Annotated in this window: 17 protein-coding genes; 2 read left to right on the top strand and 15 right to left on the bottom strand. The window is 44.1% G+C overall.

The window, feature by feature from the left end:
• Positions 1 to 253 precede the first annotated feature (253 nt).
• From HXT29_RS01385 to hrcA, 7 genes are all read right to left on the bottom strand, one after another.
• Complete coding sequence (locus tag HXT29_RS01385; RefSeq protein WP_004106348.1) at positions 254 to 790, bottom strand: peptidylprolyl isomerase; 537 nt, start codon at positions 788 to 790, stop codon at positions 254 to 256.
• A gap of 236 nt (positions 791 to 1,026) precedes the next feature.
• Positions 1,027 to 7,188, bottom strand: coding sequence for a hypothetical protein (locus HXT29_RS01380; protein WP_422118407.1), 6,162 nt, complete (start codon positions 7,186 to 7,188; stop codon positions 1,027 to 1,029).
• A gap of 441 nt (positions 7,189 to 7,629) precedes the next feature.
• Positions 7,630 to 8,460, bottom strand: a complete 831-nt coding sequence (locus tag HXT29_RS01375) for an inositol monophosphatase family protein (RefSeq protein WP_004106351.1) — start codon at positions 8,458 to 8,460, stop codon at positions 7,630 to 7,632.
• A 242-nt stretch (positions 8,461 to 8,702) separates the two neighbouring features.
• Positions 8,703 to 9,356: a phosphoserine phosphatase SerB gene (gene serB / locus HXT29_RS01370; RefSeq protein WP_004106352.1), complete on the bottom strand. Its 654-nt coding sequence runs from the start codon at positions 9,354 to 9,356 to the stop codon at positions 8,703 to 8,705.
• Positions 9,357 to 9,381: 25 nt separating this feature from the next.
• Positions 9,382 to 10,365, bottom strand: coding sequence for a methionyl-tRNA formyltransferase (gene fmt, locus HXT29_RS01365; protein ID WP_422118406.1), 984 nt, complete (start codon positions 10,363 to 10,365; stop codon positions 9,382 to 9,384).
• A 69-nt stretch (positions 10,366 to 10,434) separates the two neighbouring features.
• Complete coding sequence (gene dnaJ / locus HXT29_RS01360) at positions 10,435 to 11,586, bottom strand: molecular chaperone DnaJ (RefSeq protein WP_415696166.1); 1,152 nt, start codon at positions 11,584 to 11,586, stop codon at positions 10,435 to 10,437.
• 91 nt (positions 11,587 to 11,677) lie between these two features.
• Complete coding sequence (hrcA, locus tag HXT29_RS01355) at positions 11,678 to 12,694, bottom strand: heat-inducible transcriptional repressor HrcA (protein WP_004106356.1); 1,017 nt, start codon at positions 12,692 to 12,694, stop codon at positions 11,678 to 11,680.
• A gap of 220 nt (positions 12,695 to 12,914) precedes the next feature.
• On the opposite strand from hrcA, the gene tkt reads away from it, so the two are divergent.
• Both tkt and tal read left to right on the top strand, forming a co-directional pair.
• Complete coding sequence (tkt, locus tag HXT29_RS01350) at positions 12,915 to 15,014, top strand: transketolase (protein ID WP_415696165.1); 2,100 nt, start codon at positions 12,915 to 12,917, stop codon at positions 15,012 to 15,014.
• A 204-nt stretch (positions 15,015 to 15,218) separates the two neighbouring features.
• Positions 15,219 to 16,322: a transaldolase gene (tal, locus tag HXT29_RS01345; RefSeq protein ID WP_004119072.1), complete on the top strand. Its 1,104-nt coding sequence runs from the start codon at positions 15,219 to 15,221 to the stop codon at positions 16,320 to 16,322.
• Positions 16,323 to 16,583: 261 nt separating this feature from the next.
• On the opposite strand, the gene HXT29_RS01340 is transcribed toward tal, so the two are convergent.
• The 8 genes from HXT29_RS01340 to HXT29_RS01305 form a co-directional block, all read right to left on the bottom strand.
• On the bottom strand, positions 16,584 to 18,215 hold the full coding sequence (locus HXT29_RS01340; RefSeq protein ID WP_004106361.1) for an RNA-binding domain-containing protein: 1,632 nt from the start codon (positions 18,213 to 18,215) through the stop codon (positions 16,584 to 16,586).
• A 261-nt stretch (positions 18,216 to 18,476) separates the two neighbouring features.
• The gene (locus HXT29_RS01335; RefSeq protein ID WP_415688449.1) at positions 18,477 to 19,304 is read right to left on the bottom strand and encodes an HAD family hydrolase; all 828 of its coding nucleotides are present in this window, start codon (positions 19,302 to 19,304) and stop codon (positions 18,477 to 18,479) included.
• 140 nt (positions 19,305 to 19,444) lie between these two features.
• Positions 19,445 to 19,693, bottom strand: coding sequence for a preprotein translocase subunit SecG (gene secG, locus HXT29_RS01330; protein WP_004119067.1), 249 nt, complete (start codon positions 19,691 to 19,693; stop codon positions 19,445 to 19,447).
• 61 nt (positions 19,694 to 19,754) lie between these two features.
• Entirely contained in the window at positions 19,755 to 20,561 is an 807-nt protein-coding gene (gene tpiA / locus HXT29_RS01325; RefSeq protein ID WP_064340411.1) for a triose-phosphate isomerase, read from the bottom strand.
• Between the two features lie 163 nt (positions 20,562 to 20,724).
• Positions 20,725 to 21,930, bottom strand: a complete 1,206-nt coding sequence (locus HXT29_RS01320; protein WP_415706238.1) for a phosphoglycerate kinase — start codon at positions 21,928 to 21,930, stop codon at positions 20,725 to 20,727.
• Positions 21,931 to 22,688: 758 nt separating this feature from the next.
• On the bottom strand, positions 22,689 to 23,636 hold the full coding sequence (whiA, locus tag HXT29_RS01315) for a DNA-binding protein WhiA (RefSeq protein WP_004119060.1): 948 nt from the start codon (positions 23,634 to 23,636) through the stop codon (positions 22,689 to 22,691).
• Positions 23,637 to 23,908: 272 nt separating this feature from the next.
• A complete protein-coding gene (gene rapZ, locus HXT29_RS01310) occupies positions 23,909 to 24,757 on the bottom strand; it encodes an RNase adapter RapZ (protein ID WP_116442868.1) in 849 nt (282 codons plus the stop codon).
• 107 nt (positions 24,758 to 24,864) lie between these two features.
• A complete protein-coding gene (locus HXT29_RS01305; protein WP_410294630.1) occupies positions 24,865 to 26,055 on the bottom strand; it encodes a shikimate dehydrogenase family protein in 1,191 nt (396 codons plus the stop codon).
• Positions 26,056 to 26,065 lie beyond the last annotated feature (10 nt).

The following is a 26,065-nucleotide window of genomic DNA, read 5'->3' as shown; positions in this document are numbered from 1 at the left end:
ACGGATAACAATAGAAGAAGGTTGATATAAACCAAAGCGAGTTTTATAGTGAGCTATTACGCTTGCTATAAGACTCGCTTTCTTTATATTCGCATTTAGATTCTATTAATCCGACCTTTTCGTTGCACGCTTGTAAAGTTTCTGCCGCCTTACAGCAAAAATCCGACCTTTTCTGTACACAAGCGTATAGAAAATGTCGGATTAGTAATTGAGAACTGTAGTATTAAAGAATATTAAATCACATAATGTTTAATCACAAAACTTCAATAGAAATAATACCTACAGGCTCAAGAGGAGCATCAGATCGATCAGTTGCGACAGCCTCGAGCTTATCGACAACCGCCTTCGATTCATCGTCAGCAACTTCGCCGAAAATTGTATGGTGACCGTCAAGCCATGGAGTTGGCACAGTTGTAATGAAGAACTGCGAACCGTTAGTGCCATGCAAACGACCGTCACGACCGCGACGCTTTCCAGCATTTGCCATAGCGAGCAAATAAGGCTTATCAAACTTCAAGGATGCGTCAATTTCATCGTCAAACTCGTATCCAGGACCGCCAGTTCCGTTACCAAGTGGGCAGCCACCCTGAATCATGAAGTCCTTAATAATGCGGTGGAAAGTTAAACCATCGTAAAATGGCTCATGCGAAGGTTTTCCACTGAATGGGTCAAGCCACTCACGCTCGCCGGTAGCTAAGCCAACAAAATTTTTGACGGTTTCAGGCGCGTTACTGTCAAACAAATTGATTTTTATATCGCCTTCAGAAGTATGCATAATAACTGTAGTCATGTGGTAATTCTCCCATATTTTCAAGACTGTTTCAATTCGTGTTAGATAAAAATATTCGCATACAAAAATGCCTCACTTTGCGTAGTAAAGAAAGACGCAAAGTGAGGCACATTTTACATTAACTTCATTATGCTAATTAACCCAATACTCAGCAAACTTACTGAATACAATTAAGCAAACATTAAGCAGCTCTAAAACTAGCTGATCTGCAATAACCAGACCAGCTAGCAAATATCCTACTTATTACTATGACGAGAAGTACCACGACGCTTAGCCGAGAAAAGCGCAGCACCAGCAGCACTAAGAGTTGCAGCAAACAAGCCAAACACAGACACGTCACTACCAGTCTTACTAAGCTGAGCAACACTACCACTCTTCAACACCTGAGCGCGCACAGAAGCACGAACATCAGCCGCATGAGCCTTAGCAGCAGCCAAAGCCTTACGAGCAGCAGAAAGATTCTGAACCGCAGCATCAACCTGAGCCTGAGTAGCGTTAGGATCAACAGCAACCTTCTTAGCCTCAGCCAAAGCAGCATCAAGAGCAGCCTGAGCCTTAGCAACTTGAGCATCCACCTGCTTCACAGCCGGATTATTCTCAACAGCAGCATCAAGAGCAGCAGAATTTACGCCATTAGCATTATTAGCGTTAGCGTTGGCAGCATTGGTGTTAGCAGTGTTACCTGCATTACCAGAGTTTACGCCAGCACCAGCGTTACCAGCTACGTTGGCAGAATTACCAGTATTAGCACCAGCACCAGCGTTACCGTTACCAGCATTTCCAGGCTGCAAATCAGACTCAGCACCCTGAATCTGAACATTCAACTCACCCTTATCCACAGTAGTAGGCGCATTATCATTCACACCATAACCAGCTTCAGAACCAGAACCAGCATTACCAGTTCCAGTTCCAGTTCCAGCACCAGTTCCAGTATTATCAGTTCCGGCACCAGGAGTTGGAATCGGGTTTGGAGTTGGCTTCAAATCATTCTCAGCCTTCTTCAAATCCTCAGTAGCCTGATTCACCTGATCCTGTGTAGCATTCGGATTATTGTTCACTTCGTTAGCGTGATCCAAAGCATGATCATAAGCCTGCTTCTTATCCGAAGGAGCATTCGTATAATCATCAGACTTCTTCACATCACCACTATTCGCAATCTCATGCTGCAAACCACTCTTATCAACCGAAGGAGCCGGGGTTGGTTCTGGCTTCTTACCATCCAACGCAGTCTTAGCAGTAGTAATAGCCTGAACAGCGTTAGCAACCTCATCAGCCGTAGCATCAGTCTTAGCTAACACGCTTTGACCATCACTAATAGCCTTATCGTAAGCACCCTGCTTATCAGCATCAGCATACTTATACGCGTCAGAATCCTTCACCTGCCCAGCAGCATCAACAAGAGCCTTCAAATCACTCTTATCAACAGAAGGAGCCGGGGTTGGCTTTTGTTCCTTACCATCAAGATCCTTAGCAGCATTCTGCAATGCAGCCAATGCATCATTAACAGCTTTTTGCTTCTGTTCTTGAGTCTTTGGATCCTCGCCGGCAGCCAACTGTTTCCTGCCCTCAGCATCCGCAATTGCATCTTCAGCCGCCGTAAGCGCCTTATCGAAAGCCTTTTTCTTATCATCAGAAGCATTCTTATACTTCACATCATTCTTCAAAGGCTTATCTTTGTCGACTTCAGCTTGCAATGCAGTTGTATCAATGCCGTCAAGAGCCTTGCGAGCATTCACTAAGTTAGCAAGAGCAGCACCGATTGCATTCTGCTGAACTGCAGCATCAGCACCAAGCGCAGTTGGATTCTTTGTTGCATTTTCAAGAGCAGCTTTTGCAGCTTCAAGAGCTTTGTCGAATACTTCCTTCACATTCTTAGTTGCATTCTTGTATACAGGATTATCCTTCAAAGCAACATCAGCATCGTATTCTTTTTGCAAGTCGTCAGTGTACAAACCAACACCCTTAACAGTGCTATCAAGGCCTTGCATAGCTGTAAGCAAATCGTTGTACAAAGCGTTAGCACCGTCAGCGTTAATATTGTCGCTGTCTGCGCCATCAACCTTATCTAGTTGAGTGTTTGCAGCCTTCAAAGCAGCATCGAAAGCATCCTTCTTAGTTTGCTCAGCAGAAGAATACTTTTTATCTTTATCATCTTTCTTAAGCGCGTCTGCACTCGTAGCAAGATCAGCCAAACGCTTCATCACACCGTTCAAGTTCAACGCTTGCTCAAGAGCATCATCGATGTCATCCTTGCCGTCAACATGATCAGAAGCATCAGTGCTATCAAGAAGATCCTCATAATACTGCTTTTGAGCCTTGTTCAAATACTTAAGATCAGCAATCTGCTTCTTAGCATCCTCAATCTTTTGAGCTTTCAAGTAACGATTAGCAATACCGGTTGGATCACCAAGCTTAGTTGCAGCATTGATTTCTTTCGTAGCTTTTTCCTTGTCAGCAGCAGAAAGATTACTTGCATTAATACGTGCAATCTGAGCTTTCTTCTCTTCGGCAAGTGCAGAATCTTGATCGTTGGTGATACTAGAAGTATCGCGCTTAGGCGTATTATTCTTGATATCTTCCTTAGCAGCATTAAGCGAAGTATCTACGCCATCAACAGCCTTCTTGATTTCAGAAGGCTTAGTTGCTTTGTTAACAGCAGATTCAGCATCATCAATAGCTTTAATAGCAGCATTATACTTATCTTTAGCTTTCGTCTGTTGATCAGCACTTAAAGCATTATATGCTGCAACAAGCTCTGCTTTCTTAGTTTCAAGCTTCGCAATACCAGCATTCCTGGCATTCTGCTCATTACTTGTATTCTGTAGCTTTGCAGCTTCGAGAGCATCACGAATCTCAGATGCAGATGCAGGATTTGCTTGCAACTTCTCAGCCAAAGTCTTAAGCGTAGAATCTTCTTCTGGCGTAGAGCCAAGTACGCTGTTAAGAGCAGCATCCTCAACGTGGTTTGGATCAGACGAATCATCTTTTCCACCCTTACCGTGATCGAGGAACACAAACTTTTCTTTTTGTGCTTCTTCCTTAACGCCCTTAAGCTCATCTGCTAGCTTTGCAGCATCAACAATCTTTTGAACGTCTGCAGGAGCCTTAACATCTACACCATTAAGCTTATTCTTAAACTCCGTCTTTTCTTCAGTTGACAAATGAGTAAGAGCATCGATTGCTTTCTTAGCAGCTTCTTTAGCAGCATCGAGTTTCTGCTGGTTCTCAGCGTCAGCACCATTCTGATTGCCGCTTATTTCACCCTTAATCTTAGGATCATTAGAAGTTGAGTTCTGATTTGCTTTCTCTGCAGCTTCCTTCAAAATGTTTTGAATCTGCTCAGCAGTAGTTGCTGCATCAATACGCTTATCAAAACCATCCTTATCTGTCTTAGTCAGATTTGGATTATGATCGATAGTCTCCTTAGCTTGCTTCTTCATCTCGTTAAGAGCATCGTCGCTAAGCTTTGGAGTTTCTTCCTTCTTCTTGTAGCTAATAGCAACAGTGAAAAGCTGAGTACCCTTGGCATCCTTAAATACCATTGACTTATAATCAGCGGCATCGCCAGTCTTACTGGAAGTAACTGACTTAATATTATCGTCAGCAATCTCCATATCAATAGTGCCAGACTTTGGAGTTAAATCAGTAGGCAAAGCTGTAGTAACAGTATTAGCATGGAAATTGTCGCTCTTATCGTAGTTAGCTTTTACGAACGCTTCCACAGCCTTCTTGAAATCATCTTCAGTAAGCTTGTTTGGATCATCAACTACAACGTCACCAGCAGAGTTGTACATACGATCAGCATGCTTTGCTTCACTCAGCTTCTTAATAAGATCACGAAGCTCTCCGGCATCATTCATTTTATCAATAGCATTATCAGTTATTTTATCTTTATCTAAACCAGCTCTTGTAAAGTCAGATTTAGTAAGATTTTTCTTCTCATCCAAAAGCTGCTTAGCAAGAGCCTTCAGCTGATCAATAGTGTTATCCGTAGGAGTCTGCTGAGTATTACCCTTTTTAACATACAAATCGCTGGGTTTGATGGTAAACAACGGCATTGTCTGAGCGGAATCCCAGTCACCATTATCATCGTTGTCAGCCCATGGGTGGCCAATCACCTGGATGCCAAAGTCATTGCCTACTATACTAAACGAACTCATTGGTCCATAATTACTACCTGAAGCTTCATACGCACCCATATTGTGAGTACCATTTTTTGGAGTCCAAGTCTTTTTAACAGTAATGCTATCACTAATAGAAGATAGATCAGCTTCAGATACATTATCGTAATTGTCTGTTACAAACTGCTTTAGTGCCTTAATGGCATCTTGAGCATTTGGCTTATCTCCATCAATCTCAATTTTTCTAACGTTATATGTAAACGTATTCTTTGGATTATCTGTGTCAGTATCGGTCTTGCTCGTAGGCGTCTGCTGCGTAGGATTCTGAGTACCAGTTCCAGTTGACTTCTTCTTATAGAAGATGCCGATTGGATACTTTCTATCTTCATATCCTTTAGCTTTAAAAGTTACCGTACCAGTTGCAATATCAATCTTTGCAGAAGTAAGAGTTACAGTCTTATTACTATCGCTTGCGTCCTTAGCTGTTAAAGCTTGCAATGAAGCTTCAAGGTTGTTAAGTTGATCCTGACCAACTGTTGCATTCTTATCAAATGGATCGAAATTAACTTCCGTAGGTGTTGCCGGCAAATCAACCGTAAACTCTTTGGTAGTTTGCTTTTGCTCAGGCTTTGTAGCTTGCGTCGGCTTCTTCTTCAAGAACATCCAAGCAGGAATGGTAGTTTGTGAACCATCTGCCCAGGTAATTACAGCATTGTTTTTGTTATCAAACGTTACAGGAGACGTATTCTTGTTATGCTTTTTAGCAGCTTGATAAACAGGGAAACTCTTATTTGCTTCATCAAATGCCGACGCAATAGTAGTCTTTTGATCTTGAGTTAATGACTTAGATGGGTCATCTACTTCCGTAGGAACTGGAACGCGATACGGTGCCCAATCGGCGATAGTTGCGCCTTGATACACCAAATCTGTAGAAGGAATAGTAAGCTCTGATCCATCAGCATAAGTAACTTTTGCACTGCCGTCTTCTTGAACGCGAATTTCATAATGGTTGTTAGTTTTCTTCACATTCTGCAAGAAGGCATTAGGCGTAGAACCACCATTAGCATTAATAATTGCCTGAGTTACCGCAGTCTTTTCATCAGACGTGAGCTTCGACAACTTCACTACAGGCGTACGAGCTGGAAGCGTTGGCTTATACTTGTCTTTATCTGTTTCGTTCTTTAATACCAATAAGCTAGCCGGCATAACACGCTTAGTGCCGTCTGTAAAAGTAATAGTCGCATTACCTTTAGCATCAACACTAATGCCGTTTTCTGCTACCAGTTGATCAAACAGATTTGGATGGTCTTTATCGTTACTCTTATTAGCATCATTAATAGCAGTTTTTACTGCTTTCTGTTCATTATCATCAAGCGAGTCAAGATTCTTTACAGGCGTCGGCTTAGGATATTTCAATTCCAAATGATCCGCAATCTTTGGTGCACGCATCGTGCTGCCTGCAACGTAACGCCAATTACCAACACCGCGGTAAATGCCTGCAACAAACAATAGCGGCTTCTGATCGCGCTGCTTCCAAGCATCATCTGTCATTTCTGCTACATACGACATTTCGTAGTAGCGTTGACCAGCAGACTCCCAGTCAGCAAAAATACCTTGAAGACCGTTAGCATTACCATCCTTGTAAATATTCCACTGATCTCTGGTATTACCAGAATTATCGTAATCTCCTGATTTACCACCAATACCGACCATACGCTGCCAACCCTTGCCATCGATGGTCTTGTCGCTACCAGAGTAATAATCGCGTGAAACACTGTGTTTCCACTGATCTATGCTGTTATACGTGTGGTCACTTGCTACAACATAGCCTTGCCTTGAAGCATTTTTCAACTTTTTAGCGCCAGGAGTAGATGGACTAGAAGCCTCTTGAGTTCCTCGCTCATTCCTTACCAAGCGGATTTGGGAAATCGTATCTGCTTTCAAACCATTTGGCACACCAAACCACCAAGTTGGTCTTAAAGCCCACTTATCTGGTTGTTTATTGGCATCCTCAGGATTATTAGAAGTATATTCAACGCGCACAAACTTACCAAGCGGATCAACACCATCGTTTCCACCTTTAAGCGCGTCAGCCTTAGTTTTATAATATGTTACTTTAATCAGCAAACGCTCTTTACTGTAATCAGCGTCAGCTTTGTAGCCGTAATAAACGCGAGCACCATCACCACTTACATAGCCGTCAGCATACGCAGGCAAAGGAGTAGAAACGAATACCCCCCCCCAATCACCATAGCACCTGCGAGCATAGCTGCGCACACGCTCTTAGAAAGTGGCGCGTAAATAACGCTGTTACTAGATTTTTCATAGACTTTTGCAAATCAGCAAGATGCTTTGCACTCATGATCTTCTTCGTCATTATTCCTCACTTCAATAATGTGTCTTCTTTATGTTTCTGCTTATACATAATTTGTAATATGCAATCATGCGGCAGCCAATAAATTAGCATTCGCTTCTTTGTTTCATACCAATTTGCTATTTACACAACGCTTCATACTCTCTTAATACGTTTCAATATGCATAAAAATGTGCAAACTGACACTCATACAGGTTGTATGATACTCACATGTTCATACATTGCAAGTAGTTTTATGCTATAATTTCGTAATTTGTATTTCACTACCGCATGAATCCCACATGAATTGCATATTACGACGTCATAATATTTATTAAAAATTACGACACACACGAGATTATTAGTTACTTAAGATACGGCTTTAACTCTTTAATAAGCAAGCCATTAGAAGCAACCACATCATTTTCCTTGCGCCAATGAATAGGGCTTCCATCCCACTGGCACATCTGGCACTGCGCCTCTTCCACAACCACAGCACCAGCAGAAACAGCTGGAATATCCCAATAATGCAAGTGAGGCTCAAAATAAGCGTCATAAGTGCCATCTGCCACCTTGCACAAGTCGAGCGACGCAGGCCCAATACGCTTAATATCCGCAGGGCATCCTTCTTCAACAGAAGCAACTACGCCAAGTGCGCGCTTAGATTCACCAGGTATATAAGACATTCCGTAACAAACCACAGATCCTTGCAAAGTAGAAGTTGTGGAAGGCGTAATCTTCTCGCGCTTCTCTCCTTGCGGAGTCCTACGAATACGAATAGCACCCTGACCCTTTGCAGCCAAATAAGTCAATCCCAACGCAGGAGCGTGCACAACGCCAAGAACCGGACGAGCGGAGCCTTCATCGTTAAACTCAAAAAGCGAAACCGTAAGAGTCCACTCAGCCATATCGCGATTAAAATTAATAGCGCCGTCAACGTTTCCAACACACCAAAAACGGTCTCCCGGATTGCACTGCTCCGGCCTAGTTTGCCAAAAACCTTGGAAAGGATTCACATAAGTCAAACGATTTTGAATAAAACGCACGAGCTTATCACCAAAACCAGATTCAGATTTATTAGGATCACCCAACGCAATCGACGTCATATCTTGAGGGCTTAATTGATCCTGATACGCATGTTTACCAACATCTTCCAAAATACGCGCAACTTCAAGCGCAACTTCTCGTAAATTCAACTTACACTCCCTACCCTAAATGCATAAATTCCCGCATTTATGCACACTCTCTCTCCTATAAATTAACTTTATTTTACTCACTTAATAGAAAGATTCACCAACACATTTAAGCTCTGTGGTTAAAAGATACAGAACTTTCACAAAAAAATTTAATCATTAATCTTTAATCATTGCTTCATTATTTTACATTGCTTATGTACATTCATCAACTTTTCGTTCTATAAATGCAAGAAATCCTCTTATTAATTCGCATTCAAAAAACGCAAGACAACGCTTAAATCGCGAGTAAGAATGCGGTAAGAAGTGGCCGCTTGAACTGCTGGTTTTGCGCAAAAAGCTACGCCTAATCCAGCGAATTTAATCATTGAAATATCGTTCGCTCCATCCCCCACTGACACAGTTTGTTCGGGATCAATTCCAAGATTAGTTGCCCAAGTTCTAAGCGCTTCAACTTTTGCATTAGCATTAACAATATTTCCAAGTACGTTGCCAGTAAGCTTTCCATCAATAGACTCTAAATGGTGAGCCGCCCAAAAATCAATATTCAAACTCGGCAAAAATTCGTCCAAAATCTCGTGAAAACCGCCAGAAACTGCGCCAACTTTCCAACCATGTGTATGAAGCGTGTCAATTAAAACATTCGCGCCTTTAGTTACATGAATTTTAGAAATAATACGCTTTTTGCACTCGTCAAGATTCAAATCGCGAAGCATACACACGCGCGAACGCAAGGAAGTATCGAAAGTAATTTCGCCACGCATTGCTCGCGCTGTAATCTCAGAAAGCTCATCTCCGCATCCAGCTTCTGCACCGAGCAAATCGATAACTTCTTCTTCAATAAGCGTTGCATCAACATCCATAACCAAAAGCCCAGGTTTAGACAAAGTTGGCAACATCGAAGAAAAGTTCATACTCATAATTTTATGCGCAGTAAGCTGCTGCCGAAAGCCTGGCTCCGCGCGCCCAGTCTGCCGCTTTCATAGCTTTCTTACCTTGCGCTTTTACTTCCAAAAGCTCAAGTGCGCCGCTTAAAGTACCGACCCAAACTTGCTTCTTACCAGCAAGTAATTTTCCAGGATCAAGCTGATTAAAATCTTGGGCATGCGGATCGTTAGCATCTGCAGGAACTGCGCGCAAAACATGCAAAGTAATCGGCTCTGCGTTATTCTCATCGTCCGCGTGAAGTTCGCACCACGCACCTGGATTTGGCGTACAAGCGCGAATTTGACGGTCAACAGCAAAATCTGGCGCATGAAAATCAATGTGAGCATCTTCAACAGTGATTTTTTGCGCAACTTCTTGAGGAGTTTGATCTTGATCAACCGGCACAATTTCACCAGTTTCCACGCCACGAAGAGATGCTGCAAGAAGCGGAGCGCCGTCGTTTGCAAGTCGCGCAAGAAGATCGCCAGAATTTTCGTGAGGCTCAATTTTTGTAGTAAACTGCGCCAAAATAGGCCCGCAATCCATGCCGCGCGTAATACGAAAAACAGTAGCACCTGTAATGTCATCCCCAGCCCAAATGGCGCGCTGCACAGGAGCTGCACCTCGCCATTGCGGAAGAAGCGAAAAATGAAGATTATACCAGCCGAGTGGCAACGCATCTAAAACATTCTGGCGCAAAATCTTACCGTATGCTACAACTGCTGCAGCTTTTGCACCGGTCGCCGCAAGCTGTTCAAGAAACACATTTTCATCTTTAGGATCCGACTCAAGCACTGGCAAGCCGAGCTCAAGAGCAGCCTGTTTCACAGGACTTGGCACAAGCTTTCTGCCGCGACCAGTCGGAGCGTCCGGTCGCGTAAGAACAGCGCGAACATCAAAATGCTCACTATCTTTAGCTAACTCGCGAAGAGATGGAACCGCAACTTCCGGAGTTCCAGCAAACAATATTGGTAATGCCATATTTCCCCACTATTTTAAATTAAAGCCGTAAATTGAATCCGTTTAAAGCAGTAAATTAAATCCGTAAAATCAGCCGGCAAAAGCTTCCTTTAATTTACTAAAGAAACCTTTACGCTCACTCGACTGCTCACTTAACGAATGTTGCTGCACTTGCTTCACAGAACTATCATGCAACTTAGCAAATTTTTCAATCAAAGAACGCTCTTCATCATTCAACTTAGAAGGCGTTTGCACTAGCACATGAACCACGATATTTCCGCGATCTTTAGAACGAAGCTTCGTTACACCAAGATTTGGCAAAGTAATAGTGTCTTCGTTTTGGCAGCCTGCAGGAATCGTTATTTTTTGAGTACCATCAAAAGTGTCGATTTCAAGACTGCGACCAAGAACAGCCCAGCTCATAGGAACTGTAATCCAGCAATGCAAATCATCCTCGTTGCGAGTAAATTGCTTATCTGCACGAATATGAATATCAACGTACAAATCGCCAGCAGGACCGCCGCACTCACCAACGCTTCCTTGAGAAGCTAAGCGCAAACGACTGCCATCACGAATTCCAGCCGGTACGTTCACGCCAACTTCACGAATTAAACGCACGCGACCATGACCGTGGCAGTTTTGGCAAAGATTCTTAATAATCGTGCCATGACCTTCGCAATGCTCACAAGGCATCGAAGACATCATTTGACCGAGCATAGTGCGCACAACTTTTTGACAGAAGCCGGAACCGTGACATACTGAGCACTGTTCTGGAGCGGAATTGTCGGCAGAACCGGAACCAGAGCAATCCTTACAAACACCAAAAGTAGTTAACCGTACGCTAACATTTCCGCCAAAAATAGCGGTTTTCAAATCAATACGAGCCTCAGCTAACGCATCGTCGCCAGGCTGCACACGCGAAATTGGTCCTTGCGAATTGCCGAAAGAGCCACCAAAGAATTGGCTGAAAATGTCGCCCATTCCCATGTCTGCAAAACCAGCGCCTGAAGCTCCGGCACTTCCTGCAGAAGGATCGTTAGGATCAACACCCATGTCTACCATTCGACGCTTTTCAGGATTAGAAAGCACGTCATAGGCAGCATTTACTTCCTTAAACTTTTCTTCAAACTCAGCGCCTGCAATATCAGGATGATATTTGCGGCTCATCTTGCGGTAGGCTTTGCGAATTTCGTCGTCGCTAGCATTGTGATCAACGCCTAGAACTTTGTAGTAATCAGTCAATTAATTCCCCTTTTACCTTTTTCTAAAATCATTTTTGCATAAGGCACAGCCAGACATAAGCCGAATAACCAGCCATAAACCAGCCATGTTTTTATGAATTTTCGGATATAAACGAATTAAGGTAGCGCGCAACAGCCTTAACAGCAGTCATCGTTGCAGCATAATCCATATGCGTAGGACCAATTGATCCAATAAAAGCAGAGTCAGAATCAGCATTGTAGCCGTAAGCGCTTGTTACAACAGAAGCGTTAAGCAAACCAGGAGTATGCGTTTCCGAGCCGATTGCAACACTAACACCACTTGCACAATCGCTTGCTTCCTCACTTAAAGAAGTCATAAGTCGCATAATAACAGCCTGTTCTTCGAGTGCGTCAAAAAGTGAAGCAAAATCAACAATACTTTGTCTATGCGCAAGTTGAGAAGCTCCAGCCATGTATAAGTCGTGAGCATGCTCACCGTCATGCATATCTTCTAAAGCATTAGCAAGTTGACTAATAATTTGCAAAGCTGATGCTAAATCTTTGTGATTTGCGAGCGCATAAACGCGTTGTGAAGCAGATGAAAGGGATAGCCCAATGCAGCACTCATTAACCATATTAGTTAGATGCAATAAGTCATCTGAATTTATATTAGTTGCTTGAATCATGTGCTGAGCTACGCCTCCAGCATCTGTAATCACAACAACCAAAAGCGTAGAAGACGACACTTGAACAATCTCAATTCTTTTTACTTTTGACTTAGACAATGCTGGAGATGCTACGAGAGCGACTTGACCCGTAATACTTGCAAGAAGACGTGCGGAACGTTGCAAAGTATCTTGTAAACTGACAGATCCGCTTAAAAAGTTACGTATAGCGCGACGCTGCGGTTCAGAAAGTGGAATAACAGAAGCCAAACCGTCAACAAAGTAGCGATAGCCTTTTTCAGTAGGAATACGACCTGCAGAAGTGTGCGGTTGAACAAGGTATCCCTCCTCTTCCAAAGCCGACATATCGTTACGAATAGTAGCTGAACTCACACCAAGCTGATGATGCTTTGCAAGAGCCGCAGAACCAACAGGCTCTTGAGAACGAATATAATCCTCAACAACTGCGCGCAAAATCATCATGCGTCGTGACTGCATTACCACTCCTTACAAACACGTCTAAATACTATATTCCTATAGTAGTCTATTTCTTAGCACGCAACAGAACATAAAAGCAAACTTTTGACACACTTTGTAACATATTCGTCGCGCGCGAAAGATAGGATTGAAGGGCAATGAGAGGGTAAAAAGCCAGCGTAAGCTGTGCTTAAAAACCCGGATTATTGGAAGGAAAGTAGATCACATGACCGATTTCAACTGGTCTGCATTAGACGAGCGCGCCGTAAAGATGGCGAAGGTTCTCTCGGCTGATGCTGTTGAGCGAGCAGGACACGGACATCCTGGCTCCCCTGTTTCATTAGCACCGATTGCGTACACATTGTACCAGCATTTCATTAAGCACGATCCAGCTGACCCAAAGTGGGCTGGCCGCGATCGTTTTATTCTTTCTGGCGGTCACGCTTCGCTTACGCAATACGTGCAGTTGTTCTTCTCTGGATACGGCTTGACTCTTGACGATCTCAAGTATTTCCGTGGCGGTGCAGACACGCGTACTCCAGGCCACCCAGAATACGGCTTGACTCCAGGCATCGAAATGACTACTGGCCCACTCGGTCAGGGTCTTGCCTCTGCTGTTGGTTTTGCTTATGGTCAGCGCTTTGAGCGCGGTCTTCTTGATCCAGAAGCTCCAGCCGGCACTTCCCCATTCGATCACAAGGTTTGGGTTATCTGCGGCGAAGGCGACGTTGAGGAAGGCGTTTCTTCTGAAGCTGCTTCCTTGGCTGGAAACCAGAAGCTTGGCAATTTGACTGTAATCTTCGATGCAAACCATATTCAGATTGAAGGCGACACTAAGCTCACCTTCTCTGAGGATATTCTTGCTCGTTACCGTGCATACGGTTGGTACACCGATGAAGTTAGCTTCATCCAGCCAGATGGCTCCTACAAGGAAGACGTTCAGGCTTTGGCTGCGGCTATTGAAAAGGCTCAGGAAGTTACCGATAAGCCTCACTTCATTAAGGTTAATACTTTGATTGCTTGGCCAACCCCAGGCAAGACCAACAACGAAGCTTCCCACGGTTCTAAGCTTGGCGAAGAAGCTGTGAAGGGCTTGAAGGAACTTTGCGGTTTCGATCCAGAAGTTCAATTCCCAATCGACGAAGAAGCTTTGGCTCACGCTCGCAAGGTTGCAGAGCGCGGCTTGGCTGCTCACAAGGCTTGGGACGAAGCTCTTACAAAGTGGGCTGCCGCCAACCCAGATAAGGCTGCTCTCTACGAGCGTATTAAGGCTGGCAAGCTTCCTGAAGGCTTCGACAAGGCTATTGACGATTTGGTTGCTGGCTTCGAAGTTGGCTCTAAGGTCGCTACCCGTAAGGCTTCCGGCGCAGTTCTTAACGCAATTGCTGCCGTTATGCCAGAACTTTGGGGTGGTTCCGCTGATTTGGGCGGCTCCAACAACACCAACATTAAGGGTGCTGACTCCTTCGGTCCATCCGAGGATGCAACTCGCACTTGGCCAAACGTTTCCGAGCATGGCCGTCAGCTTCACTTCGGTGTTCGCGAGTTCGCAATGGGTGCTATTACCAACGGTATTTTGCTTGGTTCTGACACTCGCCCATTCAACGGCACCTTCTTCCAGTTCTCTGACTACGAGCGCCCAGCAGTTCGCTTGGCTGCTTTGATGGAGATTCCAAACCTCTACGTTTGGACCCACGATTCCGTAGCTTTGGGCGAAGATGGTCCAACTCACCAGCCAATCGAACACTTGGCTGCTTTCCGCGCTATTCCTCAGCTTGAGGTTGTACGCCCTGCAGATGAGTACGAAACTGCTGAAGCTTACCGTTACTTCTTCGAGAAGAAGAACAGCTACCCAACCGCTATGATTTTGACTCGCCAGGGCGTTCCAACCCTCGCTGAGACTGCTGAAAAGGCTCGCGAAGGCGTAAAGCACGGCGCTTACGTTTTGATTGATTGCGAAGGCACTCCAGACGTAATCATCATGGCAACCGGTTCCGAAGTTCAGTGGGCTGTTGCTGGCGCCAAGACTTTGGCAGCTGAAGGCATTAAGGCTCGCGTTCTTTCCATGCCATCTCTCGAATGGTTCGAAGAGCAGGACGAAGAGTACAAGGAAGAAATCTTGCCAAAGTCCGTCAAGGCTCGCGTTTCCATCGAAGCTGGCTTGGCATTGCCTTGGTACAAGTATCTTGGCGATTGCGGCAAAGCTGTTTCTATCGAACAGTACGGCTTACAGGGTGACGGCGGTCAGAACATGATCGACTTGGGCATTACTGCTGAGCACGTAGTAGAAGCTGCTAAGGCTTCTATCGAAGAAGCTCGCGCTTAAGTGAATAAGCGAAATAAAGCTTGATGTATCAAAATAAAATTGATATGTCACAAAACTAGAAGTGCTGACGAAACACTTCGCGAGAAACAGCGACGGCGTGTTGATGCCGAGCTACCGTTGGTTCGACATCAACCGCTGTTTCTTGTAAAAACGCCAAACTACCGACGTGCCCCAATTGGTGGAGCACAGTGTTAAGGAGATAACATGACTGAAGCAACGCAGCGCACCAGCGATTCCGGCGTTTCTATTTGGTTGGACGATTTGTCCCGTACCCGCATTGAGTCCGGCTCTTTGCAGGATTTGATTGCTAATAAGAATGTTGTTGGCGTTACCACCAACCCATCCATCTTCCAGAAGGCTTTGAGCCAGGTTGGCCCATACGATGCACAGCTTAAGGAACTCGGCAAGGTCGACGTTGAAACCGCTATCCGCGAGTTGACCACCACCGACGTTCGTAACGCAACCGATATCTTCCGCGAGATCGCTGAAAAGACCGACTTCGTTGACGGTCGCGTCTCCATCGAAGTTGATCCACGCTTGGCTCACGATACTGCTAACACTGAGAAGCAGGCTGAAGAGCTTTGGGCAAAGGTTGATCGTCCAAACGTTATGATCAAGATTCCAGCAACTTTGGAAGGTCTTCCAGCTATCACCGCTACCCTTGCTAAGGGTATTTCTGTGAACGTAACCTTGATCTTCTCCCTCGAGCGCTACGAGCAGGTTATCGACGCCTTCATCGAAGGTATCGCTCAGGCTGCCGCTAACGGCCACGACTTGAAGCACATTGGTTCCGTAGCTTCCTTCTTCGTCTCCCGCGTTGATACCGCTGTTGACAAGCTCCTCGAAGCTAACGGTTCTGCTGAAGCTAAGGCTCTTGAAGGCAAGGCTGCTGTTGCTAACGCTCGCTTGGCTTACGAACTCTTCGAGAAGAAGTTCGCAGCTGACCCACGTTGGGCTGAGCTTGAGGCCAAGGGTGCTAAGAAGCAGCGTCCACTTTGGGCTTCTACTGGCACCAAGAACGCAGCTTACTCCGATTGCAAGTACGTTGATGAGTTGGTTGCTGAGCATGTTGTTAACACCATGCCAGAAAAGACTTTGAACGCTCTTGCTGATCACGGCAACGGTGCTGCTTCTATTAAGGGTACTTACGAAGAGAGCCACGCTGTTATGAACAAGCTCGCTGAGCTTGGCATCAACATCAAGGACGTTACCGACAAGCTTGAGGCTGACGGTGTTGCCGCCTTCATCAAGTCTTGGGATTCCGTGATTGCAGACGTACAGTCCGGCATCGATCGTGTAAACGCCTGATTTGATTAATCAGTAATAAATAAACATAAACCGCACATGTTCGTGGATTAATTCACACATGTGCGGTTTTTTTGTTTGTGCAGCACTCCAAACACGAGGAAAACTCCCCACAATTGGAGCGCTCAAGCAGACTAACCAACTGAGAAAGTAACGGCGATTACTTGCCAGAAAGAGTTTGCCAGCGAGATTTGGTTAAAACGTTACGATGGCGCACGCGAGTTTCGTGCATAAGCGATTAATTCACACATGTGCGGTTTTTGTTTAACTGCGGTTAAAAACGTAGGTAGTAGCTCGACCTTTTCCACAAACTGAAATATCTCCTCTACTAACTAAATCAGATAACAATTGCTTAGCCTTGGTACTACCCACGTTAAGAATATTTTGCACTTGCTCACGCTTTATTGTTCCATGATTATGTACTGCTTCAATAATCTTTTTATAGCAATCGTCAACGCTCATACGTTTATGCGAGTTATTAGAATCTTGCGAAAGTGAATTTGTAGTAAGTTCTGAATTATAAGTACCGTTCACTAAATTCAATGAATTAGCATTAAGTTCAGTTTTGTTTTTTGAAGAACCAGATACAAAGTTATTCTTATCGCTTACAAAAAATTCAAGAGTAGTACGGTCTGGATTAAAGGACTCACTTAACATTGGATAGCGTATTCCAGCCCAATCACAACCAGCTCTCATAGCATCAAATCCGCTTCCAGCACGTTCAACAACAGAAATCAGCGCGAACATTTTAAGCAGTGCTGGATTCCGAGAATCAGAAAAACCTCCAGCTAAAGCCACTTCTACAGGCATACGTAAGCAACCCGGGTTTGCAAAAGAAAGCTTAAAACCATCATTTGCGCTATTTGTTTCTATAGAAGATTGTGAAGAACCATCAACATCAGTACTCACAGCATCATCATATGTAATAACAGTGTTACCTCGCATATAATAATCAGCATGAATCAACGTGTTTGCAAGGGCTTCTCTAACTGCCATATGCAACGGAGTATCATCAACTCGTAATGACTGCGAATTAAGCAAAAATGGTACATCAATTTTACGAGAAAGACGCTGCCATACAATACTCCAAAAATCATAAAGATTTCCACTCCACGAACCATCCGAGCTGACAATCCTATGACTCCACCTACTATCAGCATTGGTAATTTCTCTGTAGTCGAGAAAATAGTACGGAAATTCCGTAATAATGCACCACTCCTGACCAAACATTAAAAGACCCGATCGAGTAGGATGCAATTTATTCGACTCGTCTTTTGCTAACGCTCCGATTCTCATAAGAAATTCATCTGTATCAAGCGTAAGCCAAGGATGTTGAGGACGCACTGCACTTAGCATATTGCGGTAAGAGCGCACAGTCTCCATATCAAAATCGTCAACACTGTGTTGCAACAGTGGAGATTGATCCATAGAATTTACGCTCGAACCATTGTCTCTGACCATCGCTTGATACTCTTCTTGCGAACATTTGTAGTCGCCTTCGAAATTACGACGATACGTACCGCCTATAGGATTTCCATTAATATAAATCGGTTTATCAGAACGATTTGCTCTTGGAACGGTTATGCGAATAATAGATTTGTTATCATCCATCTGTTCAATAGAAATATTTTCTTCAATAAGAATATTCGAACTAATTTTATTCTTATTATTTAGCGTATCCCAAATATCTTTTACCATATGTTCAGGGTTATTTACGCCAACAAGCTGTAAATTATGCTGCGCATCTTCGCCTACACCCAGCAAGATAGTTCCACCATTCGTATTAGCAAAAGCACAATACGTTTCCCACATACTTCTCGGCGTACCGTTTGAAGCCGCTTTCGCTTCTAATTGATTACTCTCTCTTAGTGAAGATAGTGAATTTATATTGAACATTGCAGTCTCGCTTCGTAAGTTAGGTTTGTTGCAATATCGTTTTTTAGTTAAGTTTGTATTTATATTTGCATTTAAAATCGGACATTTTAAAGCTTAAAAATATTTTTTGCGTCCGATTTTACATCCTTTTCGTCCGATTCTACTTGTTTTGCGTCCAAAAAACAAGAAAACGTCCGTAAATTTTGCAAACGCGTCCGTATTTTGTAGAACGCGTCCGATTTATCGCTATTTACGTCCGATTATGATGATTGCAATAAACCGCTAGAGCAATTCGTTTTGAAGCCAGTTGGCAACGCCGTCGTCATTGTTGGAAGCGCAAATCTCGTCCGCAATCGCAAGCAAACGCGGATTACTATTCGACACCGCTACCCCATAACCACCGGCACGGAACATGTCGATGTCAATAACATCGTCGCCAAAAACAACTGTGCGGCTAGGCTTCACGCCCAAACGATTGCAAATAACGTTCAGCGCATGCCCCTTATTTGCAAGAGGATTCGTAAGCATCCACAAAACGTCTTCGCTAATATGCAAAGAAAAATCGTCCGGAAGAATGCGCTGAAGCTGCTCTTTCTCGCTATCTCGCGGAACAATAATTATTTTGTCTGCAGTTCCGCGCGGCACATTTGAAAAGTCGGTAATAACAAAATCCTGTTTGCTCCAAAGCATACGAACGTCAAAATTCGTGTAACGAACGTCGTTCATAACAATACCAAGACGCAGCGTAGGGATTTTATCGAGCAAACGCAAACACACATCGCAAGCATGCTTAGAATCAAAACCAAAACGTAATAATGTGCTTATTTCACGCTGAGAAGTAAGCTCCGAAATCGTGCTATTAGCGCAATCAAAATCGATTAACGCGCCATTGAGATACGCACAAACTTGAGCATTTAAATCGTGAATAAAATCAAAAGCACTTCCGACAGGACGAGCCGTAATAATCGCAAGAGGAATTCCGTTTTCGCGCAAACACTTAGCTGCTTTCACAGTTTCGTTGCTTAAAAAGCGCCCTTCAAAAGTATCGGCATCGTGAAGCATGGTGCCATCAAGATCCGCAATTACTAAAGAAGGAGAAAAACGCATAATAATAAACACTTATATAAATAAAATGGGCGAATACAACGGGCAAATAAACAGTGAAGCAAGCTTTCAGTCAAAGCCTGCAAACAAAGCATATAAACAAAAAGCGCACAATCTGACAACCATGCGCTTTTCAAAAAGAATACTCAGATGAGCGAGAACTTAGTCATTAAGTTTAAAGCCACAATCACAGCAACCCAAATTAATGCAATAATAACCGTCCAACGATTTAAGTTCTTTTCTGCAACACCAGAGCTACCAGCGTTCTTCGTTAAACCGCCGCCGAACATGTCGGAAAGGCCGCCGCCCTTGCCCTTGTGCATCAAAATTAACAATGTGAGCAAAATGCTAGTGAGCACAAGCAACACCTGCAAAATAATCTTCACAGTGGACACAACCAACCTCCTGTTTTACAGTACCTGGTTAAGTCTAATAATAACCTTTGACCACTTAAGCTTATTTAGTTTCTAAACGTGTTTGTGCAGCCGTTAGTCGCACAATATTAGCAAGTTCTTGCGCATCAAGAGAAGCGCCACCAATTAAGAATCCATCGACATCTGGCTCCGCGATAAGACTTGAAGCATTAGAAGACGTTACAGATCCGCCGTAAAGAATACGGACAGTATCTGCAACATCGTCACCGAACGTAACACGCAAGTCTTCACGAATAGCCAATGCAGCTTCCTGAGCTGAATTAGCAGTGGCAACCATACCCGTACCAATTGCCCAAACTGGTTCGTACGCAATAATTAAACGCTTAGCTTGCTTCGCATCCAAATCGCGCGTTACATCATGCACTTGCCCTACAGCAAAATCGAGCGCAACACCCTGTTGACGTTCTTTAAGACTTTCACCAACGCAAAGAATTGGCTGCATTCCTGCGGCAAGAACAGCTCGAACTTGATCAACTATATTTGCATCATCTTCAGGATGATACTTGCGTCTTTCAGAATGACCAACAATAACCATTGAGCATCCAAGACTTGCAAGCATATCTGCAGAAACATCACCAGTAAAAGCTCCTTGAGCAGTAACAGAAACAGCTTGAGCTCCGTACAATATTGGCAAATGGTCAGACTCAACAAGAACTTGCACGCTTCTTATTGAAGTAAAAGAAGGCATAAGTGCAATTTCACAATCGTGGTAGTCGTAATGCGCGTCACGCAGTAGCCACGCAAATTTTTGTATAAAATGCGTAGCTTCGCGGTGATTGAAATTCATTTTCCAATTACCAGCGACTAACGGCTTTCTTTTGGAAACCATAATCACCCTTAAAAGTTTACGATTGAGATTAATAGTATTGCGCAAATTAGTGTTATGCCGACCTCGATTTACAAAGCGGATTCATAAAATCGAAAGTCGGCATAAGCGGAAATATTTAGTTTATACTTGCTCGCGTAAATATTATTTACTCAAGCAATGTTACTTACTCAAGCACGCTCAAACCTGGAAGAGTCTTGCCTTCCAAGAACTCGAGAGAAGCGCCGCCGCCAGTAGAAATGTGCGAGAAGCCATCTTCTGGGAATCCAAGGTTGCGCACTGCAGAAGCAGAATCGCCACCACCGACGATAGTGAAAGTGCCGTTCTTAGTTGCATCAACCAAGCCCTGGGCTACAGCGCGAGTACCGGCTGCAAACTCTGGAACCTCGAACACACCCATAGGACCGTTCCAAACAACAGTCTTGGAGTCAACAATCTTGTCGTGGAAAAGCTTCTGAGAGTCAGGACCAATATCCAAGCCCATCTTGTCTGCAGGAATAGCGTCTGCTGGAACTACTTCTGGAACAACTGGAGTATCACCTGCTGGGAAGCCAGCATTCACAACAATATCGGTTGGAAGTACAAGCTCAACGCCGTTCTTCTTAGCGGTTTCAATGTAGCCCTTAACCTTCTCGAGTTGATCCTCTTCAAGCAAAGAAGTACCAACTTCGTGACCCAAAGCCTTGAGGAATGTGAACACCATACCGCCGCCAATAACAAGACGATCAGCCTTAGAAAGCAAGTTCTCAATAACGCCGAGCTTGTCGGAAACCTTGGAACCGCCGAGAACAACAGTCAAAGGACGCTCTGGATTTTCAGTTGCGCGAGAAAGTGCCTTAACTTCCTTCTCAACAAGCAAGCCTGCAGCTGATGGAAGATCGGCAGCAACATCGTAATTTGAACCCTGAGCGCGGTGCACAACACCAAAGCCGTCGGAAACAAATACTTCGCCAAGAGAAGCAATCTTCTTAGCGTAAGATGCGCGCTCGGAGGCATCCTTGCTGGTTTCTTCGGCGTTGAAGCGCACGTTTTCGAGCAAAACAACGTCGCCATTATTCATGGCAGCTACCTTAGCTTGAGCATCTTCGCCGTAAGTGTCTGCAGCCAAAACAACATTTGTGCCGAGCAATTCACCTAAACGCTGCGCAACTGGAGCCAAGGAAAGCTCTGGAACAACCTGACCCTTTGGACGACCAAGGTGAGCCATCAAAATCACCTTAGCACCCTGCTCACGCAAAGCCTTAATGGTTGGTAAAGCAGCACGAATACGACCATCATCAGTAATCGTCGTACCCTTGAGAGGAACGTTAAAATCAGCGCGAACCAATACACGCTTACCACTCAAATCTCCCAAATCTTTCAGTGTCTTCATCGGTATCCTTTCCAAACCATATTGGCTTACCATATTTGACTTACATACTGGCTTACCGTGCCGGCTTACTTCGTTCAACAAAACGCAAAATCAGCCTCAAACATCAACACATTGCCGGATGCAATTATACCGCACATCTTCAACAATCGTCCTCAGCTGAAACGACAAAAAGCCGGAGAAAAACTCCAGCAAATGTTCCATAAAGCGACATTTTCTTTACAGCCGCATAAAGGAAATGTCGGAATTAAGTCGAAAAGCGACAAAACTTTACACGCAAGTAAAGGAAATGTCGGTATCTCCTCAAACCTTTGGTAGCTTTGCAATTACGCTTCTGCGAACGTTGCTTCAGTAGCTTTGCAGTAATGCTTTGCAAACGTCGACTATATGTTGCTTAGTGAACTTTGACATTAATGCTCTGCAGACGTTGATTGCTTGTTGTCCAAAGGACATTAACGTCATTGCTGCCGCATACACCACGCCAAGCACTCCTACCACACCACAAAACAACTGCGATTGGAATTAACGAGTGAGGGGTGGGTGTTGCTTGGTCGAGCAATATAAAAGCGGAACGATAGTAATAATCTTGTTGACGAATACTATTTTTGAAAGAAAGTAAGTAAAAAACTAAACTTAACTACGCAACCGCTAAGTCCAAATAAGGTATAAGAGCGGAGCGCTGCGAGACAAGTAACACCCACCCTCACAGCCACGCAAGGAACACGCCAGCCAATACAGCTACAGACCGCTCAAAACCAGCATTAAAGCTGCTGCATACGCGACTTCTCAACCTTTGCCGAAAGCTGCAAAAGTCTACGAATTCGCCCTGCAATCGCATCCTTTGTAATAGGAGGATCAGCCAAGTGACCAAGCTCTTCCAAACTTGCGTCGCTATGCTCAAGACGAAGCTTTCCGGCCATTAACAAATTATCTGGAATATCGTCGCCCAAAATATCGAATGCGTGACGAACCTTTTCGCATGCCTCAGCAGCAGCCTTAGCGCTACGACGCATATTCGCATCGTCAAAATTAGCCAAACGGTTTGCTTTTCCGCGAGCTTCACCGTCCGAACGCTTACCGGTCCATTCGCGAGCAGAACGAGGAGCACCAATCAAAATCAACATTCGCTCAATTGCGTCAGAATCGCGCAACGTCACTCGCTCAGAGCTACGAACCTGACGAGCCTTGGCGCTAATGCCAAGTCGCGCTGCCATAGTTTGCAAAGCATTTGCAGCCTCATGAGTTGGGCAAACAACTTCCAAATAGCTAGCTTTGCCAGGATCCGAAATAGCACCGTGAGCCAAGAAAGCACCACGCCAAGCTGCTTTGATTTGGGCGATACTTCCACCAACAATCTCAGGTGCAAGACCTGCAACAATTCTCATACGTCGATCAAGAAGACCAGATTGCAAAGCCAATGCTGCAGCACCACGCTCAACTACCACGTCATAGCGAACTACAGTGCCCGTAGGAGTTTGACGAGAAACTTGAGCAATTGTTGCTTCCCTCTGGAAATGAGTTTTCAATACCTCAACAAGCCACTGAGCTGCACGCTGAGAATCTAACTGAGCGCGAATAACAGCCTGATTATTTACTGGCCTTAAGCCGCCAGCAAAGCGCATCATTGCTGCAGCTTGAGCCATAATGACAGTCGGGAGCTCATTGTTGTTTGAAACGAGTTCATTTTTGACGTCGTCAAGAAGAGCCAAGGGACAACCTCCTACTTTTGTTCTTCTTAAAATATGAGTGCTGTTGGGTACTTGCATGATGCTGTGGCACACGACATGCCCGGCTTTCTGTGATACAGAATACGTTGGACATTTTACCGATTTTTGCACATGCTTTACATGCTTTTAGTACAAGATTTTTATATTTTATATAATTTACGCAATTTTATTTAATTTTTTAATTAATTTTAATTGATTAGTTTCATAATCGCATTTCGCTACTTTACTTCTTCACTACTTTACTTCTTCACTTACTACGATCTTCTCTGCAGCTCTCTTGCAGATACTGTAACTTGCAAACCGTGCAATCTCAAACGTCTAGCAAGCTCAATACTTACGGCAACAGAACGATGCTGACCACCAGTACATCCTACAGCAATAGTCACGTAATGCTTGTCTTCTTTAGCGAATCCGTCGATAGCTGTAAGAAGCGCATTTTCATAAGAATCTAAAAATGCAATTGCCGCAGGATTCGATAAAACGTAATCTTGCACAGCTTGATCCTTACCTGTAAGCTCCCTTAATCCAGGAACCCAGAAAGGATTCGGCAAAAATCGCATATCGGCAACAAAATCAGCGTCCATTGGCATGCCGTATTTAAATCCAAAACTGAAAATATGCACAGAAACCGTAGAAGAGCCTTTTCCAAGCAATCCTTCGTAAAGCTTTGTAGAAAGTTGGTGAATACTAAGTGCAGAAGTATCGATAATAATATTTGCGCAATCTTTCAAATGACTGAGCAGCTCTCGCTCTTCTAGAATACCGTCAATAAGTCTGCCGCCGCGCTGCAAAGGATGCGGTCTGCGCACAGACTCATAACGCTTAATAAGCACAGCATCTGAAGCATCTAGAAACAGAATTCGCGTTTTTACACCAAGGTCATCAATATGCGCAAGAACTGCAAACAGGTCGTCGAAATATCCTCTAGAACGCACGTCAATAACAGCAGCAAGCTTATGCACTTTAGAACCGGATGAAGTCATCATATCTACTAGCGGTATGAGCAGTTTTGGCGGAAGATTATCGATAACATACCATCCCATATCTTCCAACGCGTTAGCAGCGTGCGATCGCCCAGCTCCGCTCATGCCGGTAATTAGCATAACTTCAAATCCGTCAGCTAGTTGCACGCCAGTCGACGCGGAACGTTGCGTAGTATGTTGCACATCACTTTGCGTATCACTTTGCGTAGTATGTTGCGTATTATCGCTCATAATGCCTCCTGTAAGGCTTTTCGCATGAGACTACTTAAGTCATCGTAATATCTAGCCTTGTCAGCACTAGGTTTATAACCAAGCTCAGAACCAGTCTCAGCACAATCCTCAGCGCCAGTCTCAGCACAATCCTCAAAATTTTCTTTAGATTGCCTGTAGTCAATCGTCATAAGACTTACTTGTGCTAAAGCTTGTTGCAAAAGCATTTCTTCTCCGCCAATAGCGCAACCATATTGTTGCCATACACTAAGTAGCATGCTTGGGCGAGGATCGTAAACTACGTCAAGCAATGTTCCTAATTTCGTTTGATTATGCGCACTATCTTGACAGTATGCTTTCAACGCAAGCGCAATTGGATCTGCTACATGCGCTGGAACTGTGCTTACTACTATGTCTGCTTCTGCGATTACACGAACAGCTTCTAGTGAATTTAAAGATTTCAAAATGAGAGATTTATCACATTCTGACAATTTTTCTGCGCTCAATTTTTCTGCGCTATAGTCTGCAAATTTTGAAAATACTTCTTCGCTTATTGTTGGGAACTCAATACCTTGCACAGGCTCATACATAGCGTCATTTTCTTCGCTTTTATTATTACCTATGCTTATTTTATTTGGAAAATCAGCGCAATACTTTTGTATAAGATTATTAAAACGTTCAACGCCTTTTACACTACCGTCATCTTCAGTTCTAGCAACAACTTGCACTTGCTCAAGCTTTGCCACTTGCGCAATTTCAATTAAAGCTGCCAGTGCAGAGGATGCAGTGTTGCCGCTGCCAATAATAACAGCCTTTTTTACTTCGCATATGCGCTCATGTAATGCGTGCATAAATGTTATTAATATGCCACTTACGTCAGTGTTGTATAGCTTTATTTGCGATTGCGAAGCGGTTGCTGGATTGCTAGTAAAAACTGCAGTATTTGCCACGTTAAGTGTGCGCGACCAGTAGTCGCAAGGTGTACCGAGTTTCATTACGGTTTTTTTAAGCGGCATAGTAAGGCTTAAGCCTTTCCAAGAATCATCAAGATGCGTAATAAAATCGTGAAAATCCGTTTCGCTTACTTTTTCCTTACTATATTGCCAATTCGTAAGCCCCAAAGCCTTATAAGCCGTGTTGTGAAGCACAGGCGACAGCGAATGCAAAATAGGATCTCCCAAAACTGCGCAATGATATATTTTTACCATTTTTCTCTCC

Source organism: Gardnerella sp. DNF00550 (assembly GCF_049262685.1).
GTDB lineage: Bacteria > Actinomycetota > Actinomycetes > Actinomycetales > Bifidobacteriaceae > Bifidobacterium > Bifidobacterium leopoldii.
This window is presented reverse-complemented; position numbering and strand designations above follow the sequence as displayed.